Source organism: Agrobacterium fabrum str. C58 (genome assembly GCF_000092025.1).
In the GTDB taxonomy this organism is placed as follows: Bacteria; Pseudomonadota; Alphaproteobacteria; order Rhizobiales; family Rhizobiaceae; genus Agrobacterium; species Agrobacterium fabrum.
Window position 1 is genome coordinate 133,739 of the sequence record NC_003065.3, and the last position, 26,149, is coordinate 159,887.

Annotated in this window: 29 protein-coding genes; 11 read left to right on the top strand and 18 right to left on the bottom strand. The window is 59.0% G+C overall.

What is annotated here, in order from left to right:
• The first annotated feature begins 156 nt into the window (after positions 1-156).
• Entirely contained in the window at positions 157-474 is a 318-nt protein-coding gene (locus ATU_RS23545; protein ID WP_046033433.1) for a DUF736 domain-containing protein, read from the top strand.
• Positions 475-565: 91 nt separating this feature from the next.
• On the opposite strand, the gene ATU_RS23550 is transcribed toward ATU_RS23545, so the two are convergent.
• The 4 genes from ATU_RS23550 to ATU_RS23565 all read right to left on the bottom strand — a co-directional run bounded on the left by ATU_RS23550 (position 566) and on the right by ATU_RS23565 (position 3,801).
• A complete protein-coding gene (locus ATU_RS23550; RefSeq protein ID WP_081880124.1) occupies positions 566-1,186 on the bottom strand; it encodes an ATPase in 621 nt (206 codons plus the stop codon).
• Positions 1,158-1,400, bottom strand: a complete 243-nt coding sequence (locus ATU_RS23555) for a hypothetical protein (protein WP_003524955.1) — start codon at positions 1,398-1,400, stop codon at positions 1,158-1,160. The genes ATU_RS23550 and ATU_RS23555 overlap by 29 nt, the downstream gene beginning before the upstream one ends.
• A gap of 80 nt (positions 1,401-1,480) precedes the next feature.
• Positions 1,481-2,887 carry a HEPN domain-containing protein gene (locus ATU_RS23560; protein ID WP_010974890.1) on the bottom strand — a complete coding sequence of 469 codons (1,407 nt, stop codon included), beginning with the start codon at positions 2,885-2,887 and terminating at the stop codon, positions 1,481-1,483.
• A gap of 62 nt (positions 2,888-2,949) precedes the next feature.
• Positions 2,950-3,801: a DUF4160 domain-containing protein gene (locus tag ATU_RS23565; RefSeq protein ID WP_003524951.1), complete on the bottom strand. Its 852-nt coding sequence runs from the start codon at positions 3,799-3,801 to the stop codon at positions 2,950-2,952.
• A 131-nt stretch (positions 3,802-3,932) separates the two neighbouring features.
• Here ATU_RS23565 and ATU_RS23570 point away from each other — a divergent pair, with 131 nt between their 5' ends.
• On the top strand, positions 3,933-4,418 hold the full coding sequence (locus ATU_RS23570; protein ID WP_010974891.1) for an NUDIX hydrolase: 486 nt from the start codon (positions 3,933-3,935) through the stop codon (positions 4,416-4,418).
• 51 nt (positions 4,419-4,469) lie between these two features.
• Here the strand turns inward: ATU_RS23570 and ATU_RS23575 are convergent, their stop codons facing one another.
• Positions 4,470-4,706 (bottom strand): hypothetical protein, encoded by a 237-nt coding sequence (locus ATU_RS23575; RefSeq protein WP_046033434.1) that lies wholly within the window; start codon positions 4,704-4,706, stop codon positions 4,470-4,472.
• A gap of 179 nt (positions 4,707-4,885) precedes the next feature.
• On the opposite strand from ATU_RS23575, the gene ATU_RS23580 reads away from it, so the two are divergent.
• Together ATU_RS23580 and ATU_RS26615 are read left to right on the top strand one after the other, a co-directional pair.
• Positions 4,886-5,203, top strand: coding sequence for a DUF736 domain-containing protein (locus ATU_RS23580; protein ID WP_045024646.1), 318 nt, complete (start codon positions 4,886-4,888; stop codon positions 5,201-5,203).
• Positions 5,204-5,521: 318 nt separating this feature from the next.
• Positions 5,522-5,692 carry a hypothetical protein gene (locus ATU_RS26615; protein ID WP_162936979.1) on the top strand — a complete coding sequence of 57 codons (171 nt, stop codon included), beginning with the start codon at positions 5,522-5,524 and terminating at the stop codon, positions 5,690-5,692.
• 41 nt (positions 5,693-5,733) lie between these two features.
• Here the strand turns inward: ATU_RS26615 and ATU_RS23585 are convergent, their stop codons facing one another.
• The 7 genes from ATU_RS23585 to traC form a co-directional block, all read right to left on the bottom strand.
• Positions 5,734-6,012 carry an HU family DNA-binding protein gene (locus ATU_RS23585; RefSeq protein WP_010891541.1) on the bottom strand — a complete coding sequence of 93 codons (279 nt, stop codon included), beginning with the start codon at positions 6,010-6,012 and terminating at the stop codon, positions 5,734-5,736.
• A gap of 139 nt (positions 6,013-6,151) precedes the next feature.
• Positions 6,152-6,409: a WGR domain-containing protein gene (locus ATU_RS23590; protein WP_010974892.1), complete on the bottom strand. Its 258-nt coding sequence runs from the start codon at positions 6,407-6,409 to the stop codon at positions 6,152-6,154.
• Between the two features lie 239 nt (positions 6,410-6,648).
• Positions 6,649-7,116, bottom strand: a complete 468-nt coding sequence (locus ATU_RS23595; RefSeq protein WP_052706870.1) for a thermonuclease family protein — start codon at positions 7,114-7,116, stop codon at positions 6,649-6,651.
• Entirely contained in the window at positions 7,116-7,514 is a 399-nt protein-coding gene (locus tag ATU_RS23600; RefSeq protein WP_010974893.1) for a hypothetical protein, read from the bottom strand. Before ATU_RS23600 ends, ATU_RS23595 begins: the two co-directional genes overlap by 1 nt.
• Positions 7,511-9,487 (bottom strand): Ti-type conjugative transfer system protein TraG, encoded by a 1,977-nt coding sequence (traG, locus tag ATU_RS23605; RefSeq protein ID WP_010974894.1) that lies wholly within the window; start codon positions 9,485-9,487, stop codon positions 7,511-7,513. Before traG ends, ATU_RS23600 begins: the two co-directional genes overlap by 4 nt.
• Positions 9,474-9,719, bottom strand: a complete 246-nt coding sequence (gene traD / locus ATU_RS23610; RefSeq protein WP_010974895.1) for a type IV conjugative transfer system coupling protein TraD — start codon at positions 9,717-9,719, stop codon at positions 9,474-9,476. The genes traG and traD overlap by 14 nt, the downstream gene beginning before the upstream one ends.
• Positions 9,694-9,990 (bottom strand): conjugal transfer protein TraC, encoded by a 297-nt coding sequence (gene traC / locus ATU_RS23615; RefSeq protein WP_010974896.1) that lies wholly within the window; start codon positions 9,988-9,990, stop codon positions 9,694-9,696. The genes traD and traC overlap by 26 nt, the downstream gene beginning before the upstream one ends.
• 258 nt (positions 9,991-10,248) lie before the next feature.
• On the opposite strand from traC, the gene traA reads away from it, so the two are divergent.
• From traA to ATU_RS23640, 5 genes are all read left to right on the top strand, one after another.
• The gene (gene traA, locus ATU_RS23620) at positions 10,249-13,551 is read left to right on the top strand and encodes a Ti-type conjugative transfer relaxase TraA (RefSeq protein ID WP_010974791.1); all 3,303 of its coding nucleotides are present in this window, start codon (positions 10,249-10,251) and stop codon (positions 13,549-13,551) included.
• The gene (gene traF / locus ATU_RS23625) at positions 13,548-14,078 is read left to right on the top strand and encodes a conjugative transfer signal peptidase TraF (protein ID WP_010974897.1); all 531 of its coding nucleotides are present in this window, start codon (positions 13,548-13,550) and stop codon (positions 14,076-14,078) included. The genes traA and traF overlap by 4 nt, the downstream gene beginning before the upstream one ends.
• Positions 14,068-15,264 (top strand): conjugal transfer protein TraB, encoded by a 1,197-nt coding sequence (locus ATU_RS23630; protein WP_010974790.1) that lies wholly within the window; start codon positions 14,068-14,070, stop codon positions 15,262-15,264. Before traF ends, ATU_RS23630 begins: the two co-directional genes overlap by 11 nt.
• 13 nt (positions 15,265-15,277) lie before the next feature.
• Positions 15,278-15,907: a TraH family protein gene (locus ATU_RS23635; RefSeq protein ID WP_010974898.1), complete on the top strand. Its 630-nt coding sequence runs from the start codon at positions 15,278-15,280 to the stop codon at positions 15,905-15,907.
• A gap of 525 nt (positions 15,908-16,432) precedes the next feature.
• Positions 16,433-16,741 (top strand): transcriptional repressor TraM, encoded by a 309-nt coding sequence (locus ATU_RS23640; RefSeq protein WP_003523843.1) that lies wholly within the window; start codon positions 16,433-16,435, stop codon positions 16,739-16,741.
• Between the two features lie 158 nt (positions 16,742-16,899).
• Here the strand turns inward: ATU_RS23640 and ATU_RS23645 are convergent, their stop codons facing one another.
• From ATU_RS23645 to ATU_RS23670, 6 genes are all read right to left on the bottom strand, one after another.
• Positions 16,900-18,639 carry a methyl-accepting chemotaxis protein gene (locus tag ATU_RS23645; protein WP_010974789.1) on the bottom strand — a complete coding sequence of 580 codons (1,740 nt, stop codon included), beginning with the start codon at positions 18,637-18,639 and terminating at the stop codon, positions 16,900-16,902.
• Positions 18,640-18,741: 102 nt separating this feature from the next.
• Entirely contained in the window at positions 18,742-19,071 is a 330-nt protein-coding gene (locus ATU_RS23650) for a hypothetical protein (RefSeq protein WP_010974899.1), read from the bottom strand.
• 29 nt (positions 19,072-19,100) lie between these two features.
• Positions 19,101-19,805: an autoinducer-binding transcriptional regulator TraR gene (traR, locus tag ATU_RS23655; RefSeq protein WP_010974900.1), complete on the bottom strand. Its 705-nt coding sequence runs from the start codon at positions 19,803-19,805 to the stop codon at positions 19,101-19,103.
• Between the two features lie 217 nt (positions 19,806-20,022).
• The gene (gene gtfA / locus ATU_RS23660; RefSeq protein ID WP_010974901.1) at positions 20,023-21,480 is read right to left on the bottom strand and encodes a sucrose phosphorylase; all 1,458 of its coding nucleotides are present in this window, start codon (positions 21,478-21,480) and stop codon (positions 20,023-20,025) included.
• Positions 21,481-21,531: 51 nt separating this feature from the next.
• Entirely contained in the window at positions 21,532-23,184 is a 1,653-nt protein-coding gene (locus tag ATU_RS23665; RefSeq protein WP_003523851.1) for a Na/Pi cotransporter family protein, read from the bottom strand.
• A 39-nt stretch (positions 23,185-23,223) separates the two neighbouring features.
• Positions 23,224-23,370: a hypothetical protein gene (locus ATU_RS23670; RefSeq protein ID WP_162936978.1), complete on the bottom strand. Its 147-nt coding sequence runs from the start codon at positions 23,368-23,370 to the stop codon at positions 23,224-23,226.
• 355 nt (positions 23,371-23,725) lie between these two features.
• Here ATU_RS23670 and ATU_RS23675 point away from each other — a divergent pair, with 355 nt between their 5' ends.
• Both ATU_RS23675 and ATU_RS23680 read left to right on the top strand, forming a co-directional pair.
• On the top strand, positions 23,726-24,502 hold the full coding sequence (locus ATU_RS23675; protein WP_010974787.1) for a DeoR/GlpR family DNA-binding transcription regulator: 777 nt from the start codon (positions 23,726-23,728) through the stop codon (positions 24,500-24,502).
• Between the two features lie 57 nt (positions 24,503-24,559).
• On the top strand, positions 24,560-26,125 hold the full coding sequence (locus ATU_RS23680; protein ID WP_010974902.1) for an ABC transporter substrate-binding protein: 1,566 nt from the start codon (positions 24,560-24,562) through the stop codon (positions 26,123-26,125).
• The last annotated feature ends 24 nt before the right edge of the window (positions 26,126-26,149 follow it).

Consider the following 26,149-nt stretch of genomic DNA (forward strand, 5'->3'; position numbering starts at 1 on the left):
CAGGTTCGCATTCCTCGCGGGCCAAGAAAGCCGCTCCCGGCCGTCCTCCACTTCGTTCCGGCCGCCAGCGGTGCGGCGTCGATCGCCGTCGGTCTTAACACCGTCATCGAGGACGCGATGGGCGCGGCCCGAGCAAACCGGAAAAGGAACACGACAATGGCAGTCATCGGCGAATTCACCACCAACGGCAACAACTCCATCATCGGCAACGTGCGCACGCTCACCGTCAGCATGAAGGCCCGCCTGAACCCCATCGAGCGCGTCTCGCGCGACGCTCCGGACTTCCGCATCACCGGCGGCAACGGCGTTGAGGTCGGCGCGGGTTGGAACAAGGTCTCCAACGACGGCGAGCCCTTCATCTCCGTCAAGCTCGACGACCCGAGCTTCAATGCCCCGATCACCGCAGCCCTTTGGCCGGGCGAGAAGGAAGGCGACTACGCCCTCATCTGGAACCGCCCGAAGCGGGAGGCCTGATCACCCAGAGGAGCTCCGCTCGACAAGGCGGGGCTCTTTTTCGTCTTTTTCTCACATGGTGAAGCCGGAGGTGGGCATCGAGCCCATTTCATCACTCGGTCGCGATGGATTTCACAGCTGAAGCGACGACGGCGAGAGCATTCTCATCAAGGCCGATCACACCATCCTGTTTTTCGCCGATCAGCTTGGGCGTCGCACCGCTATTGTCCCAAATCCAGGCTCTGTCAGCTCGTTCGAGAAACCACGGAAGTTGATCGAGCGATCTTGCGTAACGGGCACGCACTTTATCAGCCGGAACGTCGTGTCCACCCTTCGCAACGCGAAGTTTGATACGTTCGATCGACCGCTCCGGGCTGTCCAAAACGGTGTAGAAAAGCCAGATGGCAAATCCCACGGCTTCAGCCGCCTCAACCAGACGGCGGTACTTATCCGTCGATAAAACGGTCTCTACCCCGATCGTCTTATGAACGGATATCGATGACTGAATCCAGGCCTCAATGCGCTGAACAGCAACCAAGTTGGCTTCCGGAAGTGGTTTGTTTTCTACCTCACTGATCCGGCCGGCGAGAAGATCGGGGTTGACGATCCATACGGAGCGCCCTTCCAACTCGAGATCCGCATTTGCGTAGACGCTGCTCTTACCGGATCCGTTCGGGCCAGCAACAATCAGAAAGACGGGCTGCTCAAGCTTTTTCAGGCGCACGATCGACAACGCCAGTCACGGCCTTATTATCACGGCGGGCCTTGGCGACATTCCTGCTGAAGACATAGGTAAGATCTTGCCCGAAAGTTTGGCTCTTTGCGTCGATCGTCCGCACAGTGACGAACTGCCCGCTGCTCGAATCCCGAACCCGTTTCTCCGTAACCGCTTTGCCACGCACTCCGGACTTAGGGCCATTAAGCTTTTTCACGACGACTTTTGCCATGTCTGCTCCAATTTTTCACCTTAATATAGCAAGCATCATAGAGCACGAAAAGACCAGTCCTCCTAATGCGTACTCTCGATTCATCCGGTGTCGCCGAGCAGGTTGCGAACAGGATCGCTGTTCGGTAGCCGACCGCTTGGGAGGCGAGAGACGAGACTGCAGAAGCATCGCGCAAACGCTGCCTGAGCACGTTCTACGTTCGCGGCTTGGCCAAGTTCCCCCGTGTGAACGATGCTGCCGCGGGCGTGGTAGAGTTCAATGATACTTTGCTGATAGGAGGAAACGCGGGGAACGCCTTTCATGCAAATTCCAGCCCGGCGCTTGATGCGTTCCGCCACGCCTGGCTGATAGTGGTCGGTGAGCAACGTTTCGAACGCCACCGCAAGAGCGACAATCGCCTCCGACTCGTTGGCATGTGAACCGAATGACTGTCGGAACCAGTCGAGCGCGGTGACGATGCGCTTGTAGAACCTCGCCTCCATCTTTGAGCCGGCCGTGAGATGGACGTGCCGGAAATATCCCTGCTCGACAGTCTTGAGCGCAGCCACGATTTGTCTTTCGAAACGCTTCATCGTGTTCGTCTCCATCGCCTCTGTCGAGACTACGGCGGCGACATCCGACAGTCTCGCGAGATCCAGCGCCGACACGTTCATGGGGACGCGCCGGGTGGCAATCTTTCCAGAGCGTCGACCTTCCCCGATCAGATAGTGGCGGATGTCGAGTGTTTCCCAGTTGTTGACGTGAGCGGACGAGCTGAATTTGTCGATCGAGCCGTCCCGCTCGACCGACAGCGCGTGAAGCATCAGGAGCGCGGACGCAGCCGACCGGATCTTGAGAGTGTAGACAAACTGGTTTTCATACATGTCTCCCGTGTGCGATGTCAGCTTGACGAGCAGCAACGGGTTGGTTTTAAGCCATTGCGCAGCATGCGAGAAATGTTCGATGTCGCCTCGCTCTATACGTTGCCGTATGCCCAACCCGCGTGCCATTTCGATCAGGCGGTCATGTGCCCGCGCGACTGAATTGGTCTGGGCGCTGACGGCAAACCCGGCCGCACGAAACAGGATGTGGCTTTTCAGTCCCGAATTCCTCCAAGGCAGCATCTCCATCTTCATGCCGAAGCTGGTTAGCGGATAAAGGACGAACCCGGGACGCTCGACTCCGGCCGAAGCGAGATCACTCAGCATTTTTCCGGGAACGCCACCCCCACCTTGCTTAGCGCATGCGAGAACATGCTCATCCAAGAGAGACGTACCGACATAAATTTCCTTTGACCACAGCGATCGGGCGATAGCCGCGCGAATATTTACGATATGGTGTTCGATTGCGCCCCGTTCACTGTCGCTGAGTTTCTTCTCATCCGTAACCAGATGATCGATCGAGTTGAACAGATTGAGCTGATTGTGTTTGCTGGCAAGGAAGGCGTCGGACTGGTTGACCGACTTTGACTGCGGAGTGACGACCGTGGCGATTGAGGGATGGCGCAACTGCTCACCATGATGGAGTTTGGACAGAGAAGGTTAATCGAAGCGGCAAAAATCGCCGAATTTTACGAGTAGCTGATGAGCTGCGTCCGGCTTTTCTGCCAGGCCTCGTTGAGATCCAAACGATGCCGTTCAATCCAGGCTACAATCTCCTCCTCGTACGGGCCGGCGCTACCTTCAAGTCGCCGGAGGGTGTCGAGGTTGAAAGCCACGTTGATTCCTCCGCCACGAACGACAACGTTTGCCGGCATCGCGAGATCAGCACAGGTTACGACAGCACTTGCACGGTCATACCCGTGTCGCGACGCGACAACCTCGCGCAATTCCTCCAAGGCCGCTTTCCCTGCCGTATAAATTCCCACGTTCTCAAGCTCGTGGCGGCCGTGAAGTTCGAAGTCATACGGGATGTAGCCGTCCTCCGTCCGGTATAATACTTCTTCAAATTCCTTAGGATCGATGGGCCGGAACGAGAGATACCAGGTCTCTTCTTTCGTCGCTGTCATCAACATCACTCTTTCCAGCTCCGAAGCGTTCAGACCCGCCACGGACTCGACGCAGGAAAGGCCCATGAACTTCGCGAACCTCGGACCGTCGTTTTTCCGGGACCAGGCAGAATAGTTGAAAAGCTTGCGGTCCCGCGTCGGAATTTTGACCTTAATTCTGATGCGCGTCTTATCGGCCGTCCACACACGCCCCTGGCGAAGCTTCGTTTGCTCGACTTTTTCAACATAAGAACGGTGCACTGGATCGAGTTGTTCTCCCGTCGTCAGTCCGTGCCCCTCGTGGCTTTCATCGGTCGTCAGCCATACGACGTCGCGCAATGGCTCTCCGGACCGCCTGGTGACGTGACCCTGGTTGAGCTGAGATGCCAAAATTCCCTCGGCAAGGGAAACAGAAGTATGATGAAAAAGGATCATTGTTATTCCGGGAGACAAATGACTGGAAGTTGCAAACTGCTATAGACCATCGAAATGCGAATGTTTACCCCTGATGGATTGATGCCGCTTAGGTCTGCCGGAAACTATGTAAGTGAAGGGAAGCGCAGCAGATGGCTGAAATTCCGATCCGATGTTTTGCCGTATCCGTCGTACTTCTTCGCAGCGTCGCCGCTGGACCCGAGGTACTGCTTTTACGCCGGAATCGCACGCTGATCGGCGAGTGGTGCCAGATTGCCGGTGGAATTGAAGAGGGGGAGAAAGCATGGGAAGCAGCGCTGCGCGAAGTTCGTGAAGAAACCGGCCTGACTTGTGGTCAGCTCTATTCGGCAGACATATGTGAGCAGTTCTATGAGGCGGATCGCGACGCAATCAGCATGCTGCCGGTCTTCGTTGGTTTCGTGGATGCTGGGGCAACTGTTGTCATCAATCACGAACATAGCGAATTTCGATGGGTGCCGTTCGAAACGGCCTTGGGGATGGTGCCTTTTGCGGGTCAACGCCATGTGCTGAAGCATGTGCAGGCCGAGTTCGTACAGCGACAGCCGGTTCGACACCTCCTTATCTATTCGACGCGTGGAGCAATGCGATGTTCATGACGTCGAGTCAGAGCCGTCTCGGCATCGCTCGACTGTCGAACCACAGGTAGTTCAGACGCACCCATCGGCGATGGCGTCGAAGGAACGGCAGGTCCGCAGCCGTGACGTGGTGTGAGCAGGGTGCCGAAAACGATTGTGCCAGCGGCGTGCTGGTAGTGAGTTCAACAATTGGTTTCTCGGCATGTCGTGCGCAATCCGGTTCTGGCTGGCCACACCCACGCAGACCTCGATGGATCTGGTGTGACCGAAGGACGCCTTCGTCTCGATCGCCTTGGCCGCAACGGCCATACGCGACTTTCTTCCCCTGCAAACAGGTTTGCATTCCTCGCGGGCCAAGAAAGCCGCTCCCGGCCGTCCTCCACTTCGTTCCGGCCGCCAGCGGTGCGGCGTCGATCGCCGTCGGCCTTAACACCGTCATCGAGAACGCGATGGGCGCGGCCCGAGCTAACCGGAAAAGGAGCACGACAATGGCAGTCATCGGCGAATTCAACACCAACGGCAACAACTCCATCATCGGCAACGTGCGCACGCTCACAGTCAGCATGAAGGCCCGCCTGAACCCCATCGAGCGCGTCTCGCGCGACGCTCCGGACTTCCGCATCACCGCCGGCAACGGCGTCGAGGTCGGCGCGGGTTGGAACAAGGTCTCCAACGATGGCGAGCCCTTCATCTCCGTCAAGCTCGACGACCCCAGCTTCAATGCCCCGATCACAGCAGCCCTTTGGCCGGGCGAGAAGGAAGGCGAATACGCCCTCATCTGGAATCGCCCGAAGCGGGAGGCCTGATCACCGCAACGAGCTCCGCCGAAAGGCGGGGCTCTTTTCGTGTCGCGAGGGAGAGCCGGGCGCAGGCATCGAGCCTGCTTCCGGCTTTTCCGGTGCCATACGAGGAGTTGTGGGCTGCTCAGTTCGTCCAAGGGTGCCATGGCGAAACGAAGGCGTCCAGCACGAGCGGCGCCTCCAATTTGCTCCTTCCGCCTATGGCGGCTCCCGCAAATCGGTTCCTCCCCTCGCCGCCTCCGGCGGTCGCGTCCCGCGATGCTGGACCCCTCCGCTCCGCCATGACGCGCGGCGTCGTCTTTCACAAACGTCAAGGAGACGACGATGACGATTTCTCTCGAAATTCAGCGCGAAGAGCTTCGGGCCGAATTCAGGAATGCCTGCGATCCGGCCGAGCGCCGCCGGATTGCGGCGGAGCTGGAGATGGTACAGGCGGAGCTTGCAACGATCGAGGCCGAACAGGACGGACGCATCAGCGCGGAGCCTCCTTTCTAGGAGGCTTCCATCATGCTGCCGTTTCCGGCGGCGTGGTCGCTTCAGCCGTTCAGTGCGTCCTTGACCGCTTTGCCGGGCGTAAAGGTCAGCTTCTTCGATGCCGCGATCTTGATCGTAGCACCCGTCGCCGGATTGCGTCCCTCGCGCTCCGGAGTGTCCTTCAGCTTGAACTTTCCAAATGATGGGATCGACGTTTCTGCGCCAGCAAGCGCCGCGTCGGTGATCTGCTTGAAGACGCTCTCGACGATCGTCTTGGCCTGCGCCTTGGTCAGGCTCTGTTCGGCTGCGATCTTGTCGGCGATTTCGTTGGTCGTGGTCATATGGGGACATTCCTCATGTTGTTTCGGTCCCTCAGCTTTGGCAATGAAGATGTGGCGAAGAAAGGGGCAGAAAGGCAGGAATCCCCGGAAGGAGCGCGTAAGCCACAGGAAATGCAGCAATGCGGTCGATTGAAACCGGCTATTCGGTGTTGCCCGCGTCCCGATAGCCACGTCGCCTCTTCGTTCGTTCGAGACAGGAGAGTGCTGTGTTCGCATCATCCGGATGATCGAAGGTCTGCATCATCGTCTGGCCGCCCGATCCGATCCGGCCCCAGTTGCGGATGACCGAAGCCCCGCCGAACAGTGTCGGCTGGATCGCCAGAATGTAGAAGCGCCGCATGTTCTGCGCCGTCTCGATGCGGTGAAGATGAACCGGGCATGTCTCCTTGTCTTCCATGCCCTCATTGTCGCTATCTCGGCAAGCCGCGTCCAACGAGTTATCTGAATCGATCCGGTGTCACCGATTCATCGCCGTGATGATTTCAGAGAGGGAACTGGGCGAGGCGGCTTCAACGCATGGCTCTATGCGCAAGCGCACCGAACCCGCCATGCGGTTTCGGCCGATCCCGGTTACGATCCATCTCTCATGGCCGGCGATGCCGGCGGATGATAACATTGGAACGGCCTGGTTTGCGGTCAGCTATCGCACCAGCTTCGACGCGCTCCGTCCCATCGACGCGCAAGGCCTTCTCCCACGAGAATCTCGCCAAACGATTGCCCTTTACGGCTGACAGTCCTGAGCTTGCGACCATACCTGTCTTCGTCGCGCAATCCCGTGCTCATCGAGAATGGGCCAACGTTTAGGAGAACCAGAATACGTGCTTTGGCCGCCTCGCCCTTGACCCGTTCTGCCGTGCAACGGGGCGGGCTGAGTTCAGGTGTGTCGATATCGGCGATCCGGATTTTCTCTCCCTTGAACCAGAAGGTGTCGCCGTCGACGACGCAGTTCATGCGGCGGTCTTCACCACAGATCGAGAACGACGCTGAAAGCGTGTCCTCTGCAGGAGCAGAGGTGAGCGCGACCGTCCGATCCAGCCCGCCGGTGCGCTCGAAGCACAACACACCGCCAACCACGAGCACCGCAACCCACATCGACCGATGCATCACGTGCTGACCGTTCTAGCATTCGCCGCAGTGTCGCGTTCGTCCGCCTGCTGCCGACGCTTGCCCTTCGTTGAACGAATTCGGTTCAGGATGGGCGGCAGAAACGCAATGTCTTCCCATATCTCGGCACCTTCGAAGAGCGTCTCGCTGTTGCGATTGCGCCACCGCACCTCTTCTCTCGTCACGATAGGCGGCGCGATCTCGGCAAGGGCTGCGAGCGGCGCAAGGATCAGGACACAGAACATGCCGATTGCTTTCAGGGCCGTTTCCCCAAGCAGCGGGAGCACGCCAAGAGAGGCGATAGCTGCCACACCGAAAAACGGCGTGACGATAATGAACGCGACCCAGATCATCAGCGGGCCGATCAGCGAGTACCAGGTTGTTCTCCAATGCCTCATGGGCGCGTCCCTTCCTTCTGCCATGGCGGCGCATGTTCAGTGTGCGTATCGGTTCCGGTTCCAGTTCGATGGAACCTGTTCTCGCCGACACAGGCTTTCATGTCATCACGGCGGAACCAGATGGCCCGGCCGCACCGGAGCGGCGGATTGCCCGAGGTGAAGACGATCTGCTCGTCGCTGCGCATGTGCAGAACTTCATGCGGCAGGATCAGCGGCCGGCGACTGAGCTGCTTCGATCTCGATCGCGAAGATCCCTTCATTCCGGTTGAACGGTTGGTCTGGTCGACCTCGACGGTGGTGTCTCCACAGCGCTTCGAGATATAGTCGGCGGTATCGGGATCGTTAATTGCCGCAAACGAAATCCACGATGCGGATTCGAACCATTTGCTGGTCGCATCACGCCCGCCATAGGCCTCACGCATCTGGCCGAGCGACTGGAAGATCATCGTCAGCATGATGCCGTATTTGCGGCCTGCGTCGCGAGCGGTTTCGAGGATGCGCAGGTAGCCGAGACGCGCTACCTCGTCGAGCAGGAAGAGGGTGCGACCCTTTACATTGCCGTTGCGGTTATAGATCGCGTTGAGCAGCGAGCCGATGACGACACGCGCGAGGCCGGGATGGGCTTCCAGCACCTTCAGGTCGAGCGCGATGAAGATGTCCGTTCCGCCGTCGGCGAGATCGTCGGTCGAAAAGCTGTCGCCCGATACAAGTCCGGCATAGTTGGGATAGGACAGCCAATGGGTTTCCTTCACCGCATTGGCATAAACACCGGAAAACGTCTCCGGCGTCATGTTGACGAACACTGACACATTCTCCTTCACGAAGTCGGATTCAGACCCTTCGTAGATCTTCGTCAGACGCGCGCGCAGCTTGGGTTCCGGTTCGGACAGGTTGGCGCGGACGCGGCGCAGCGTCTGGTCTTCCGTTTCCGTGTGCCCTGACAGGCACACGTCGGCGATCAGGGCGGTCAGCAGCTGCATGGCGGAAGCGCGGAAGAAGTCGTCGCGGGCGGATGCCGTTCGGGGATTGTCGGTCATGATCCATGTGGCGACGGCGACGATATCCTCTTCCTTGGTATTGCCATGACGGCCGATCCAGTCGAGGGCATTGAAGCCGACACCGCCGGCTGTCGGATCGAGCACGATCACCTTGCGGCCGGCCTGACGCCTGTGCTCGCAGACCATCGGCGCGACCTCGCTTGACGGGTCCAGAACGACAAGCCCGCCGCCCCATTTGAGCGCGGTCGGGATCGTCACCGATGTCGTCTTGAAACCGCCGGAGCCGGCGAAGACGATGCCATGCGACGATCCGAAGGAACCGTCGAAGCAGAGCAGCGGCGACTTGCCGCCAGCGCCCCAGCTTTGTCGATCGTCAGCGCGAAACGGCATGGCGGCAACACTGTCGCGATCAACCCGATAGCGCTCGCCGATGATGATGCCGCCTCGTTCGGGAAACAGTTTTGCCGCCTCCTGGATCTTCATCCAGTCGGCCTCGCCATGCACAGCCCGCTTGCCGCCGATCCGTTTGGGCGCTGTTGTTGCGAACGCGGCATTGCCCTTGATCGCGACACGCAGCGCGAACATTCCGCTGATGAAGGCAATGCTTGCGCCGATCATCGTCACCGGATCAGCATAGGCCAGAACCGATTGTTCGGCCGGCACGCTGCTTGCGATGCTATTCAGGCGGATTACTTCGCGCAGTGTTGCGATGGTAATGACCACGCCGCTTCCGGCCAGCACGCTCAGACCGGCGGCCTTGATGTTGGCCGATCCGTTCGCGGCGAAGAGGCCAATTATGCCGATCGCCACCGCAGCGATGTAGGGGAGCGCGAGCCCGGCGCGTCCCAGCATCAGCTTCGCCTGCGGGGACGTTCCGAATGCCGCCAGTCGCTGCTCCATCCCGGATGTCGCGAACATCGCCGCGAGCATTATGATTGCCGGCAGGATCAACAGCAAAAGCCTATTCATCGTCATGGCCGAACGCCTCCGCGCCGATGGCGGTCAAGCGTGACCGCTCTTCTTCGTCGCCCTTGAGCCGGCGGCCGCCGTCGACCAACAGCCCGAGCAACAGCGCCCGCTTTTCGTAACGCAGTCCTGCCTTGACGATCAGCCCGCCGAGCTCGATTTTTTCGCGGGTGTCCTTCTTGCGTGCGTTTGACGTCATCGACTTTGCCATCCGTTCAAGCCTCGCCAGACCCGCCTTCATCCGCGCCAGACGCGAGCGCCGCGGACGGCTCGGTACCGGTCCGGCTCTCTCCGGCTTGTCTCTTTCCGGTCGCCGAGCCCTTGCCGCCACGAAACCGTTTGGCGACTTCCTCGAAGGCTGCCTGAAGCTGTGACTCCTCGATGTCGATTTCACCAAGACCGGCCTTCAACGCAATCCTGCCGATTCGTTCGGCCTCGCGTGTTTCGGCCTGTTTCAGCTGGTCCTGCAATCTGGCAATTTCTTCCCTGATCTTCGATGATGGTTTCTTCATTCCGGTCGCATCTCCCTGGAAATCCTGCGGCGTCTGTTCCGCTGCAAGATTTCCTCAAAAGCACTTCGGAAGGAATGTGCAGATCTGCACGTCGGCAAAGCCGACACTTTGGAGGATGATCCCGCCGCTCGACGAGAGCGGATCCAAGGGCGCAATTATACGTCGCTGACGCGACGCCTTGCGTAGGGGGCCAAACAGGGGCCCACTGTGGCCTCACCGCTCCCGACGAACGACGTTCAAACGGGAGCTTTTACCGCCGTGGCCATCGCCCACTTCTCAGCCAGCATCGTCAGCCGCGGCGACGGCCGCAGCGTGGTGCTGTCTGCGGCCTACCAGCACTGCGCGAAGATGGAATACGAGCGCGAGGCCCGCACCATCGACTACACCCGCAAGCAAGGGCTGGTGCATCAGGAATTCATACTCCCGGCGGATGCCCCGAAATGGGTCCGCGCGTTGATTGCAGACTGTTCTGTCGCCGGGGCCTCTGAGGCCTTCTGGAACAAGGTCGAGGCTTTCGAAAAACGCTCCGACGCGCAGCTGGCCCGCGACCTGACGATTGCACTGCCGCGGGAGCTTACATCCGAGCAGAACATCGCCCTGGTCCGTGATTTCGTGGAGAAACATATCCTGGGGAAGGGCATGGTCGCCGACTGGGTCTATCACGACAATCCCGGCAATCCGCACATCCACCTGATGACCACATTGCGGCCGCTAACCGAGGACGGGTTCGGGGCCAAGAAGGTAGCGGTCATTGGTGAGGACGGCCAGCTGGTTCGCACGAAATCCGGCAAAATCCTCTACGAACTTTGGGCCGGTTCGACGGACGATTTCAACGTCGTGCGCGATGGATGGTTCGAACGGCTGAACCATCACCTGACGCTTGGCGGCATCGATCTCAAGATCGATGGCCGCTCCTACGAGAAGCAGGGAATCGACCTCGAACCGACGATCCATCTCGGAGTTGGCGCCAAGGCAATCTCGCGGAAAGCGGAACAACAGGGTGTTCGGCCGGAGCTCGAAAGGATCGAACTGAACGAAGAACGCCGCTCGGAAAACACCCGCCGCATCCTCAAAAATCCAGCCATCGTGCTCGACCTGATCATGCGGGAAAAGAGCGTCTTCGATGAACGCGACGTCGCGAAAGTGCTGCACCGCTATGTCGACGATCCCGCCGTCTTCCAGCAGCTGATGTTGCGCATCATCCTGAATCCGGAGGTGCTACGGCTGCAGCGCGACACGATCGAGTTCGCGACCGGAGAGAAAGTGCCGGCGCGCTATTCGACACGGGCGATGATCCGGCTGGAAGCGACGATGGCGCGACAGGCGATGTGGCTGTCGGACAAGGAAACGCATGCCGTTTCCACGGCGGTGCTCGCAGCGACTTTTGGGCGGCATGGGCGGCTGTCGGAGGAACAGAAAGCAGCCATCGAGTGCATCGCCGGTCCGGCACGCATCGCCGCGGTCGTCGGACGCGCGGGTGCTGGCAAGACCACGATGATGAAGGCGGCGCGGGAGGCGTGGGAGCTGGCCGGATATCGTGTCGTCGGTGGCGCGCTCGCCGGCAAGGCGTCGGAGGGTCTGGATAAGGAAGCCGGCATCGAGAGCCGCACGCTCTCCTCCTGGGAGCTGCGCTGGAACCGCGGTCGTGACGTGCTCGACAATAAAACCGTCTTCGTCATGGACGAGGCCGGCATGGTGGCCTCGAAACAGATGGCGGGCTTTGTCGATGCCGTCGTCAGGGCAGGGGCAAAGATCGTGCTAGTCGGCGATCCCGAGCAGCTTCAGCCGATCGAAGCGGGGGCCGCTTTCCGCGCCATTGTCGATCGGATTGGTTACGCTGAACTCGAAACGATCTATCGCCAGCGCGAGGACTGGATGCGAAAGGCGTCGCTCGATCTGGCGCGCGGCAATGTCGAGAAGGCGTTGGCGCTCTACAATGCCAATGCGAGAATTGTTGGCGAACGTCTGAAGGCGGAAGCGGTTGAGCGCCTGATCGCCGACTGGAACCGTGATTACGATCAGACGAAGACGACATTGATCCTCGCCCATCTGCGCCGCGACGTGCGCATGCTCAACGTCATGGCGCGCGAGAAGCTGGTCGAGCGCGGCATCGTCGGCGAGGGCCACGTCTTCAGAACGGCTGACGGCGAACGCCGTTTCCACGCAGGCGATCAGATCGTCTTCCTGAAGAATGAGACCTTACTTGGGGTCAAGAACGGCATGATCGGCCATGTCGTTGAGGCTGTGCCAAACCGCATCGTTGCGGTGGTCGGGGATCGGGATCATCGGCGGCATGTTGTGGTCGAACAACGCTTCTACAGCAATCTCGATCACGGCTATGCGACGACCATCCACAAGTCTCAGGGCGCCACTGTCGACAGGGTCAAGGTGCTGGCCTCTCTCTCGCTCGATCGGCATCTGACCTATGTCGCGATGACCCGCCATCGCGAGGATCTCCAGCTCTATTACGGATGCCGTTCCTTCGCCTTCAACGGTGGCCTAGCCAAGGTTCTTTCCCGAAAGAACGCCAAGGAGACGACGCTCGATTACGAGCGCGGCAAACTCTACCGCGAGGCGCTGCGCTTTGCCGAAAACCGTGGCCTGCACATCATGCAGGTGGCTCGAACAATGCTGCGCGACCGGCTCGACTGGACGCTGCGCCAAAAAACAAAGGTTTCCGATCTCGTTCATAGGCTTCGTGCGCTCGGTGAGCGCCTCGGCCTCGACCAATCCCCAAAAACCCAAACGATGAAGGAGGCCGCGCCCATGGTCACAGGCATCAAGACATTCTCCGGCTCTGTTGCCGATACGGTCGGTGACAAGCTCGGCGCCGATCCCACGCTGAAGCAGCAATGGGAGGAGGTCTCGGCGCGCTTCCGCTACGTCTTCGCCGATCCCGAAACCGCCTTCCGCGCCGTCAACTTCGATACGGTTCTGGCAGATAAGGAGGCAGCGAAAGCGGTCTTGCAGAAGCTTGAGGCGGAGCCGGCATCGATCGGGGCGCTGAAGGGCAAGACCGGTATTCTGGCCAGCAAGACGGAGCGCGAAGCGCGCCGCGTCGCAGAGGTCAATGTTCCCGCCCTGAAGCGCGATCTGGAGCAATATCTGCGGATGCGCGAGACCGCGACGCTGCGGATAGTGACCGAAGAACAAGCCCTGCGCCAGCGCGTCTCGATCGACATCCCGGCGCTCTCGCCGGCCGCACGCGTGGTGCTTGAGCGCGTGCGCGACGCGATCGACCGGAACGATCTGCCGGCGGCCCTTGGATATGCGCTCAGCAATCGCGAGACCAAGCTCGAGATCGACGGGTTCAACCAGGCTGTTACCGAACGCTTCGGGGAGCGGACCCTGCTGAGCAACGTGGCGCGCGAGCCGTCCGGAAAGCTGTACGAAAAACTCTCCGATGGTATGCGGCCGGAGCAGAAAGAGCAGTTGAAGCAAGCCTGGCCGATCATGCGCACGGCCCAGCAGCTCGCCGCCCACGAGCGCACCGTGCAGTCGCTGAAACAGGCCGAGGAATTGCGGCAGACGTTGCGCCAGGCACCGGTGCTGAAACAATGAGCAAACGCGCTGTCATCCGGTTTCTCGGTGTCGCAGGCCTCGTCTTGAGCGGCGCCACCGTCATGGGGCTCATCGGTGGTTATCGAGTGAACGTCACGCCGAGCGAACCCCTTGGGCTCTGGCGTGTGGAAAAGCTCCGACGCCCGGTTCAGTCCGGCGATCTGGTGTTTGTCTGCCCGCCGCACAACGCCTTCTTCGAGGAAGCCTGGCTACGCGGCTATCTCCGTTCCGGGCTCTGCCCAGGTTGGTTCGCGCCGCTCATAAAGTCCGTTCTGGCGCTTCCCGGTCAGCGCGTCGAAATCGCCGATCGGATTGTCATCGACGGTCATCCCGTATCGGCTTCCACTGTCAGCGCGACGGACAGCGAGGGCAGGGCGATCGCGCCCTTCGCCGGCGGCGTCGTGCCGCCAGGATTTCTATTTCTCCATTCTTCCTTTGCGAGTTCCTATGATTCACGATACTTCGGCCCGATCCCGGACAGCGGTCTTCTCGGCCTGGCGCGGCCGGTGTTCACGTTTGACCCGTGACCGCTGGCGTGTGGCGCTCCTGATCCTGCTTTCGATCGCCGTCGGAGCGGTCGGCTGGAGCGGCGAGGCCCTCCTTCTTCCGACAGCCATGCTCTTTCCGTTGCTATGGGCGCAATCTCCATCACGACTGGTTGCGGGCGCGGTGTCTGCCGGGTACTTCCTCACCGCCTCGCGCGGCCTGCCGCAGGGTGTGGCGAACTTCTACGCCGCCGATTTCTGGCACGGCCTCCTGCTATGGCTGGCGGCCTCGGCCGGCTTTGTCGCCGTGCATGCGGCGTTCTGGCCCGCGCGCTTGCAAAAGAGGCTTCCGGGAAGGGGCGCTCTGGGTTGGGGAAAGCCGGTGCGCTACCTTGCGGCCGCGGTGCTGATGGGGCTGCCGCCCTTCGGCATCACCGGGTGGGCGCATCCACTAACCGCAGCGGGCATTCTGTTTCCCGGCTTTGGATGGTGGGGGCTGGGTGCGACCACAGCCGGCCTCGCGATGATGACATCGCGATACTGGCCGGCTGCTGCCATTGCCCTGGGAGGCTTCTGGTTCTGGTCCGCCGCTACGTGGACGCAACCTGTCCTACCGGATGGATGGAAAGGCGTCGACCTCGAACAGGGTCAAACGCTTGGACGTGATGGTTCGCTTGACCATCACCGTGACCTGATCGCAACGGTGCGCGCGGCGGCAGGAGCGGAAACCCGTGTCATCGTTCTTCCCGAAAGCGCCCTCGGCTTATGGACCCCGACTGTCGCACGGCTTTGGCAGGCGGGCTTGCGAGGGGCGGACGTCACCGTGATCGCCGGCGCGGCCGTCATCGATCCGGGCGGCTACGACAACGTCATGGTGACGGTCTCGGAGGGTGAAACACGGATCCTCTATCGCGAGCGGATGCCGATCCCGGTATCGATGTGGCAGCCATGGTTGCAATGGACCGGGCAGGGCGGTGGCGCTCAAGCGCATTTCTTCGCCAACCCGGCCGTGGATCTCGCTGGCACGAGGATCGCGCCGCTGATCTGCTACGAGCAGCTCATCGTCTGGCCCATACTGCACTCGATGCTGTTTTCCCCCGCCGCCATCGTCGCCACGGGCAACGGATGGTGGACCGAGGGAACGTCGATCGTCGCCATCCAACAAGCAGGCGTGATCGCCTGGGCGAAACTCTTCGGGCGACCCGTCGTCACGGCTTTCAACACATAAGGAGACTTTCGCGATGGTCGATTCCGCCCTCATCAAGGAATGCAGCGATCCCGGCCTGAAACCCGCGATCGTCGAACAGTTCATCGAACGGGCAGGGGCGCCGGACCCGCTCGCGGTCACTGTCCGCTCCGGCAACCGCATCGTGCTTGTGCCGAGGCCGACAACGCCGGACGAGGCGCTCGCATTGATACGCCAGAACCTCGGTCGCAATATCGTTCGGGTCGGCTTGACGCAGTATCCCGCCGGGCTCGGTATCGTCGAGGCGGGCCAGTTGAAGCCGGACCTGATCGAGCCTTGCGAAAACATCAAAATGGGCACGGCCCTGTTCGCCAAAGTCTATCGTATCGTCACCAAATGGTACGGTAACCCTACCGAAAGCGAGGTCCTTCCGCAGGTTTTTGAAGACGCGATCATCGCATGGCAAACGGGGTATTTCGAGGGGACAGCGGTGTTCCGGGCAGCCGATCCGGGCGACGTGAAGCTGCCAGAGCCGGATCCTGGGGTGGAAGCGGAAACGTCCGAAGCCGGTAGTGACAAGATGAAGGGCGGCAACGTCGATACTGCACTCGAGGCGGAACCAGCTGACCCGAACAAGGCCGGTATTCGGATCGACCTTTCCGGCATCGGCGCGCGCGGGAAGTGAGGAACAGGTTCCTCGCGTCTGCGTCGATGAACGCGGGCCAGGAGCGAAAAATTGCTCGGTCCGTGTGCCAAGCGAATCGCAGTTAATGAGACCGTGGCGGAAAACAACTAAGTGTCGTCACGCTTCAACAATGCATTCTAACCCTGGTCGCAAGTCGCGTTGATTTCTTCTTCGAAAGCATAGGCCTTGAGGTATTTTGTGCCTTGCATCGAGGTGGGCATGTGAAGATTTGCACCGTCGTTCTGTCGATCGGCGCTGGCATCTCTTTGGAATGGCTCTTATAAAGGGCATGACGCAGTACGCGCTGTGTTGCGGCTTAGAATCCGCAGATGAACGGTTGGCGCTGACCGAAACGGTGCCAGGAACCCTCTGACCTTGTGGCCGGGGGCCTGTGACTCATGTCCAGGCGCCTCGGTGCTAAAGGTCTCAGGGCCGATTCATCTCGGATTCTAACCCCCGGCTAGGGTTCAAAGGGTTCAACGTCAGCGGGGGCGCACCGCAGACAAAACCAGGGTTAGGTCAGGAATGGAATCGGAAGATGCAACATTGACGAAAAAAGTTGAGCTCCGGCCACTGGTCGGCTTAACTCGTGGACTACACCCGGCTGACCTCGAGAAACTGACCATAGACGCAATCCGTGCGCATCGACGACTGGTCGAAAAGGCCGACGAACTTTTCCAGGCCCTGCCGGAAAGCTATAAGTCGGGAAAGGAAGTCGGAGGCCCACAGCATCTGTGTTACATCGAGGCCAGTATCGAGATGCACGCGCAGATGAGCGCTGTCAGCACGCTGATCAGCATTCTTGGCTATATCCCGAACGCCACCGTGAACTGAACCGGTTTCCGTTTGTCTCATGGCTAATTTTTATAGCGGGCTATGATGTCATACCCTGAACTATTGCGGCAGCTCAGACCCGCTATCTTCATCGGAGGAAAGGCGGCCTGACACGAGCTCCTCCGTTCGGTCTCTTTGATAACGACTGCGGTGGAACCCTACGCAGCGAAGACCTGGGCAGCGCGGGTCGACTGTTTGGCGACTGGCGCGACGGATGGCTGATGAACCTGGCCAGCAAACGCTTGCGTTCGGCCGCTATCATCGAACCTGAAATGCTCCAGCAGCTCGAATAGCGCGGCGGCCTCGCGAGCAAGGCTGTGGCTGGCCGCCGTCTGCTCCTCGACCATCGCGGCGTTTTGTTGCGTTCCCTGATCGACGCTGTTCACGGCCTTGTTGATCTCACCGAGAGCGTTCGACTGCTCGCGTGCCGCTTCGACAATCGCGACGACATTCGTGTTGATGTCGTGGACCTGGGTTGCGATTTCCTGCAGCGCGGAACCGGCTTTCGTGACAAGCGATACCCCGCTCTGGACCTGGCTGCCCGACGAGGTGATCAGCGTCTTGATTTCCTTGGCGGCCTTGGCCGATCGCTGCGCGAGCTCGCGGACTTCCTGCGCGACGACCGCGAATCCCTTGCCCGCTTCGCCGGCACGGGCCGCTTCGACACCGGCATTCAGCGCCAGGTGGTTGGTCTGGAACGCGATCTCATCGATGACACCGATGATGTTGGAGATCTCGCGAGAGGACGTTTCGATCTGATCCATGGCGCCGATCGCGTCGCGCACCACCTCCCCGGAATGCTCTGCATGTTCGCGGGTGCGTGCAACGAGTTGGCCAGCCTCCTCCGCCCGACGACTGGAATCCTTGACCGTTGTGGTGATTTCCTCGAGCGCAGCGGCGGTCTCCTCGACCGAGGCGGCTTGTTGCTCGGTGCGTTTTGCCAGCTCGTCGGCGGCGGTCCGAATCTCGCTGGATCCCGCGGAGATCGCCCTGGCGTTGTCGGCGACAGTCGCCATCGCGCGCTTCAGCTTGTCGGAGGCGGCGTTGAAATCGGTGCGCAAACGTTCGAGCGAGGGGATGAACGGTTTTTCGATTTGCTGCGCCAGGTCACCGTCCGCCAGACTGTTCAGGCAGCCCGCGAGCTGTTCGACGTTTTCGACCCGGGTGGTCACGTCGGTCGCGAATTTCACGACCTTGAAAACTCTGCCGTTCATATCGAAGATCGGATTATAGGATGCCTGGATAAAGACCTTGCGACCACCCTTGCCGAGCCGCATGAACTCGTCCGCCATCAAATCCCCGCCTGCAAGCATCTTCCAGAAATTCCGATAGTCGGGCGACGCGGTATAGGATGGTTCGCAGAACATCGAATGGTGTTTGCCCTGGATCTCGCTCAGAGAATATCCGAGGGCGGACAGGAAATTCTCATTTGCGGTCAGGACGTCGCCGGTCGGCGTGAACTCGATAATCGCCTGCGCCCGCGACAAAGCCTCGATCTTGCCGGCATCTTCTGCAACTTTCAGCTTCTGGGCGGTGATGTCGGTGGCGATCTTGACAACCTTGACCGGCTTGCCACGGCGCATGACAGGGTTATAGGACGCCTCGATCCAGACTTCCTTGCCGCCCTTGCCGATGCGCTTATATTGCTGCTGGTCGAAGTTGCCGGCGGCGAGTTTCGCCCAGAACGCCTTATAGTCTGCCGATTTCACAAATGCCGGTTCAACGAACATGCTGTGATGTTTGCCGATAATTTCTGATAGCTCATAGCCAAGCGCCCGGCAGAAATTGTCGTTGGCAGTGAGTATCCTGCCGGACAGATCGAATTCGATCATGGCCTGAGACTTAGAGAGGGCAGCAAGTACCGCGCATGCATTGGCACCACGATTGAGAATATTCACCAGGCGACCTCCCAAGGATACTTACCGGACCGAAGGTCGCGGCAGAGCGCGAATAGTTGCATACGATGTTTAATCTTCATTTAAACATGGAACTGGCATCCATCAATTATGCCCGCTTAAAGCGCTCGAAGAGAAGGAGGAGATTGTATCAACAATCATGTGCCGCTCGATAAGGGCTTCCATGTTGCGATTGAGCAAAGACAGCAGCAGCTCTTTTGTGACGGCCCGGGTCTCGATTTTTTCGAGATAGAGCGGACGCCACGTGAGGTCGAGATCCTGGCTTAGGTCTTCGTGCAACTTGACTAACTCCTGCCGGGCCGCTTCCAGGCTATCGAAAAACTGAACGGTGGTGTGCCCGTGCAGCCAGTGCGCCTGATCATCGGCAGTCGCCTGAGAATAGGTGTAGAACGTATAGGAAGTTACTGACATCATTCCTCTCCCCTGGTTTGTCTGTCACGTTTTCAGATCAGCTTTCTTCTGATTGCGAGGGCGGTGAGATGGGCCTTGCTGCGAACGTCGAAGCGCTTCATGGCCTCGCGGAGCTTGACACGGACGCTGTTGTACTTGACGCCCTCCACGTCTGCGACTTCCTCCATTGTCATGCCGACGGCGATCCATCTGAGATAGGTCGCCTCTTTCGGATCGAGCCAGGCGGCATCTTCCACTGTCGGAGTGGTCTGAAGGAAAGAGATGCGGGCATGGAGCTGCCCGACGGCGCCCGCGGCTGCGGCCGCGTCGATCTCACGGTCGAGGTCGATCGCCGGCCTTTCCGACGCCAGCGTGAACATCGACATTGATCCGTTGGCGGTCTTGATCGGAATGGTGATGCCGGAGCGGATGCCGAAATCGGCCGCATGCGCGTAGAAGGCACGCTCTTCCTTCGATAGCCGCGATCGTTCCTGTTCGCCGGACCAGGCAAAGACGTGCTTCCTGGATTTCGCGCGCTTGACGACCGGATCGAGCTTGTCGAAGTTGTTCTCGAAGTAAGCCGATCGCCAGTCACGATGATAATTGGTGACCGCGATGGTGTGTTTGTGCTGGATATGGAGATAGGCATAGCCGGTGAAGCCGAAATGTTCGGCAAGGTCGGCAAGGCCATCCTTCAGGATGCACTCGTCGCCCTGAATTGCGGCAAGATCGGTCAACTTGTCCAGCCAGTGCTGCATTCCATACCCCCATATGCTGGTGTGCGATGCCTACTCTAACGTTTGCTCCCAGCAGCCGACCGCCGGGCTGAATCTGCTTTCATCCTCTTTTACCCAGACAACTCAGGCTGAGCCGAAGCATTTTTCCACGAGGCATACATGCTCCAACGCTTCACGAATATCCGTACTATCCCCCTGTACATGCTATCGAGCCGGGGAAGCGGCACTTGCGTGCAGTTCACTCGACGATCTGCATCTCGCTCTGACCAGATGCGGCAATGCTCGCCTTGCGGTCGGCAAATGAGATCTTCAATTCAGCAAAAGCATCGCCGTGTTGCCATGAAAGCACCAACGCTCCGGCATCAGCAATGGTGGCCTTGAGCGCTCCACCGAAGGCGGGATGGGTGTTCCTGAAACGGATCAGATTTGAAAGGCGATGGAAGAGCGGCGTCTCAAGGGCCGTACCGATTTCGTCGTTGCCGTAATAGTGCCGGTTAATGTCACGCCCCACGCCCGTTTTGGCGAGCAGGTCCATATCGTTTACGCCGCCCAATAAACCGACATAATAGACTTGCGGAATTCCTGGAGCAAAAAACTGAATTGCCCGAGCGATGAGATAATCATTATCGTTGCGACCAAGCGCGTCATAGTAGGTGCAGTTTACCTGATAAAGGTCCAGATTCGATGCAGCGGCCCCCGTCGCCTGGCGGCTCTGGCCATCCGATCGCCTATGGATCTCTCCCACAAGATTGTCGATCGCCTGGGGTTCGAGGAGGCCCGCCCGGCCGTCGCTATGGGCACCGACATCTATAACGCCAATCCCGTCATGGGTGTCGAGAACGGTGATCGCGTTACGGGGGCTTATTGCCAGCCACTTTGCCAGCGGCGTGGCGTCTCCCGTAAACAATGCATGCAAGATGAGCGGTGGTAGTGCGAAATCGTACACCCGGTCGACCTTCTTCGCGATCTCGATTTGGTCACGATGATAACTATGAATCTCGACCAGAACCTCCATGCCGCGGTTGCGGGCCTTTCCAGCCACTTCTTCGAGGAATGCGTAGGTATCGTCGATCATGAAGCAACTGCTGCCCGCTTTCTTGATCGCGTATCCCGCGGCGTCGAGGCGGATCGCCGTCACATTCGCCTCCGAAAAGCGATCGAGGATCGTTTCGAGATAGGTTGTGCCTTTGGCGCTGTGGACATCGATGTCGATCTGCTCCGGTGTGAAGGTTGTCCAGAGCATCCGCTGAGTACCATCAGCCAGGGTCACCTTCGAAAACGGTAAACCGGGGCGCGGTCGATAGATCCTCAGAAGGTCTTCTTCGGTGGCGCCATCGGGAAATACCTTATCGAACGTCATGAACATGTCGGCAAATTCGGACGCCGAACCCTTGGCAATGAAGTCCGTGAATGCGCCGGATTGCGATGAGACATGGTTGACGATAAGATCGGCCATGATTTCCACGGATCCCGACAAAGCCCGCACATCCTCCCAGTCGCCGAGGCGCGGATCGACGATCGTGTGATCTGTTGGATCGAATCCGGCATCAGCGCCATCGATCGGATTGAAGAAAGGCAAGACATGGACGCCGCCGAACAGGCCAGCGAACTTGCCATCGACCAGTTCCTTCAATTGCCTGAAACCACCTCTGGTCAGGCGGTCAACATAGGTGATAAACTGCACTTTGTTTTGCATTTCAATTTCCAGTATGTGTCGTCTTACGAGGACGAGTTGATTTTCTTTCACTCAGTCTGCAGAGCCGCCCGCGATGAGACGGCTCTCGCCCAGTAATCCTTGCTCGTCCATGATCGGGTGAGCAACCGAGACGATATGCGCGTTGATCCGCTTGAGATCACGCAAGATGTCGAGGTGAAGCGAGCTGGTTTGAAGGCTGTCGGTGCGCCCGTCGCGCAGACGTTCCAGGTGGCGCTCGGAAGACTGTTTTTCCATGTGCCGGACTTCGACTTTCCGCTCCATGAGCTGACGCGCGAGATTGATGTCCCGGGTGATAAGGATTGTTTGTGCGATCCGGAGATTATCGACGGTGAGCTGGAAGAGTTGTGTTAGTTCGGAGAAGCCGTCATCAGAGAATTTCAAACCGTGGGCGATCTTCTTCGTGACCTCGGGCAGCAGACCTTTCTCGACAATATCCCCGATATGTTCGAGGTTGATGGCGTAGTCGATGATGACGATCGAGCGTCGGCCTTCGTCTTCCGACAGTCCAGTACGGCCGAGTTTCGATAAGTAGACCTTGACCTCCTGCTGTAACCGGTCGACCTGGCGCTCAAGCTGCGCAATATCCTTCAATCTCGCGGCGTTGTTCTGTTGGAACGCGTCCGACACTCTCAAGAGCATTCTTTCGATCAGGTCTCCAACGCCAAGCACTTCGCGTGCAGCACTCGTCAGTGCTACGACTGGTGTTGATAGCTCATCCGGATCGAGGAATTTCGGTGTGTTGTCAGCCTGTTCGGACGCGGGGATGAGGACCCCCATCCACCGTGCAAGAAGGCGGGAAAACGGCATGGCCAGGAGAGCCAGGCCGATATTTAACGCGAGATGCGCGTCCACGGGAAGTTTGGACGCTGGGACCGGCAACATCGAAAGCCAGCTGGCCAAAATATCGGCCACTGGCAGGATCAGCAGGCAGCCGATTGCCCGGACAATCAGATTGCCTAGTGTGACCCGCCTGGCCGCCGCCGATGCTGATAACGACGCGATCACCGGAGGTATTGCGCCACCGAAATTGGCTCCAAGAACCAGCGCTACGACAAGCCCGCCAGAGAGGATTCCGGTGGAGGTCAACGACAAAATCAGAACGACCGCAGCCAAGCTTGAAGATGACGCGAATGCGATGGCCGCGGAAAAGATCATCGCGACCGGCCAGGCGTTTTCAAGCAGGCCGATAAACGCTGCGAGCGCCGGCGAATGGCGAAGCGGCTCGGTCGCGTTGCTGAGTAGGTGTAGTGACAGCAGCATCAGCGCGATACCGAGCAACGCTGTTCCGGCGCCCTGCCTGGAGGTCGAACCGCCTCGATAGAGAATGATGCCGACGAAGAGTAGGGCAGGGGACACCCATTCGATGCCCGTTGCGACGATCCAGGCGGTGACCGCCGTTCCGACATTGGCGCCGAGGAGGACGACCTGCGCCATGCGAGGCTTGATAAGCTCTCGTTCCACAAACGAGGAGACCATCAGCGCCGTCGCTGTAGAACTCTGAAGCGCGACTGTGGCGACGAACCCTGATAGAAACGACCGGGCGCTGCTTTTCGTGCCGGAGGCGAGGCCCGTTCGCAATCTGGCCCCAAGCGCACGGGAGGCTCCGTCCTTCACCTGGGCCAGGCCGAACAGCAGCAACGCGACGGCGCCGCAGAGATTTATGAGAACGATTGTCGATTCCAAGTCGCGCCTCTCGCTAATTCTGTTGGAAGTAAGCCTTGATCAGCGAAGCGGCTGCTCGCAACAGAGATCGGCCAGACGGGTGCCGTCTTGATTTGTCTCGAGAGGGAAGCGGTTCTCGTCGCAGACCTTGTCCAGCTTGCGGTTGATGAGGGTGCCGGTGGGCGAGCAGGGAGGAGAGCTGCCCACCGGCATCTTGCCCGCGCCGTATCGCAGGCAAGATGAATTCCAACTGGTTTCGTATTGTGGTCGTGCGGAGTAGCGCTGATCCGCGCCGGTTTTGTTGACGGCAGTTCGACATTGAATGAGTCATCACTCCTCCTAGAAGCTTACGATTTTGGTGCGGTGCGAAAGTGAGCGATTTCGATCACACTAACAAAGGCTTCCGCTTAGCTACCCGAAGCTTCTTGATCCCCAACAATGCGTAATCGTTTGTAATGTATTGTTGCGTTGCAACAAAACTGTCACCAAACTTTCATTTGACGAAGAACGATTACGCTCATAGTATGAGCGATATAGACCATTTCTTGTTGGAAGGGAAGCGTTGGTGTTCAACTCAACTCAGGACCGCCAGGCGAAAATCGTTGAGCTTTTGCGCGATGAGCAGTTTTTGGCTATCGGCAGATTGACGGAGCACTTCCAGATTTCGGTGGCCACTGCGAGGCGCGACTTGAGCGAACTCCACGAGGCCGGACTCTTGCGTCGAACTCACGGCGGTGCGGTCAGCGTCACGCAGGTTACACAGGACAAGCCGAACGCTGCCCGCGCCGTCTGGAATCGGGCGGAGAAGGCGGCCATAGCCGGAGTCGTTGCCGGTATGATCGTCGAGGGTGACACGGTTCTTCTGGACGCCGGTACAACTGCGCTGGAAGTTGCCAAGAAGCTCGCTGACCGCAGAAACCTCACCTTCATCTCGAATGGTCTCGACATTGTCGAGGAATTGACGAGAGGGGAGGGCAAAAGCATCTATTCGGTCGGGGGCGAGTATACCGAAACGAACCGCTCCTTCCGCGGCCCTTTGGCGGAGCAGTTTATCCGCCAGTTCAATGTCGACAAACTCATTCTCAACGCGGCGTCGATCGATGTTGATCGCGGATTGATCTGTACGTCGTCGCCCGTGAACGCGAGTGTCGCTCGCGCCATGATCGAAGTTTCGAGCCGCGTGATCGTCGTCGCGGATCATTCGAAATTCACAAAATCGAGCCTCTCGGTGACGGCCAGGATCGAGGATGTCGGCGTGATCGTCACCGACTCTGGAACCCGAACCATCATTGAGACAATACCGGAAAAGCTGCGGAAGAAGTTCGTTGTTGCGAACTAGGTTCGACGGCCGCGCGCGAATTAAAGCCTCATTCAACAGAGCTGGGAGGAAAACCACATGCTTAAGACCAATCGCAGGAATTTTATGATGGGCACCGCGGCGATAGCGGTCGCTTCAACTGCCGGTGCGAAGTTCACCTTCGCGCAAGAACGCCGGGCGCTTCGCCTGGGTGTGAACGGATTGCCGAACTCGCTGGAGCCGGTCAATGCAATCAGCAATGTCGGCCCGCGTATCGTCAACCAGATATTCGACACGCTGATAGCGCGCGATTTTTTCGCGAAGGGAGCTCCCGGCAATGCCATCGACCTCGTTCCGGCACTTGCCGAGAGCTGGGAGCGCATCGATGAGAAATCGGTTCGCTTCAAGCTGCGGCAGAAGGTCATGTTCCACGATGGTGTTGAACTGACCGCGGACGATGTCGCATACACCTTTTCTTCCGAACGCCTTTGGGGTCCCGAAGCGATCAAGAAAATCCCGCTTGGGAAATCCTATTCGCTTGATTTCGATGAGCCCGTGGTCGAGGACAAATACACAGTCACACTTCGCACAAAGACCCCGAGCTATCTCATCGAGACCTTCGTCGCATCCTGGATGAGCCGCATTGTTCCCAAAGAATACTACAAGAAACTGGGAGCAGTAGATTTCGGTAACAAGCCCGTTGGAACAGGCCCGTACAAGTTCGTGGAATTTGTTGCCGGCGACCGTGTGGTGCTGGAAGCCAACGACGCCTACTGGGGTCCAAAGCCGACTGCATCGAAGATCACCTACCAGATCGTCGCAGAGCCAGCCACACGCGTCGCGGGTCTGATCAGCGGTGAATACGATATCATCACTACCCTGACGCCGGACGACATTCAGCTGATAAATAGCTATCCAGACCTCGAAACGCGCGGGACGCTCATCGAAAACTTCCACATGTTCACCTTCAATATGAACCAAGAAGTTTTCAAGGATAAGAAGCTTCGGCGCGCTCTTGCTCTGGCTGTCAACCGGCCAATCATGGTTGAAGCGCTCTGGAAGAAACAAGCATCTATCCCGGCCGGCTTCAATTTCCCGAACTATGGGGAAACCTTCGATCCAAAGCGTAAGGCCATGGAATATAATGTCGAGGAGGCCAAGCGTCTCGTCAAGGAGAGCGGCTACGATGGAACGCCGATCACCTATCACACGATGGGCAACTATTATGCCAACGCCATGCCTGCGTTGATGATGATGATCGAAATGTGGAAGCAGATCGGTGTGAACGTGGTCATGAAAACCTACGCACCGGGTAGCTTCCCCCCGGACAACCAGACCTGGATGAGAAACTGGTCCAACGGCCAATGGATGACCGATGCCTACGCCACGATCGTCCCCGAATTCGGGCCGAATGGTCAGGTTCAAAAGCGTTGGGGTTGGAAGGCGCCGGCCGAGTTCAACGAATTATGTCAGAAGGTCACGGTTCTGCCGAATGGCAAGGAGCGCTTCGACGCCTACAATCGCATGCGGGACATTTTCGAAGAGGAGGCGCCAGCCGTCATTCTCTATCAGCCGTATGACGTTTATGCCGCGCGCAAGGATGTCCACTGGAAGCCCGTGAGCTTCGAGATGATGGAATTCCGCAACAATCTCAGCTTCGGCTGAACTCGTTAATCGAGAAGGCGGCGC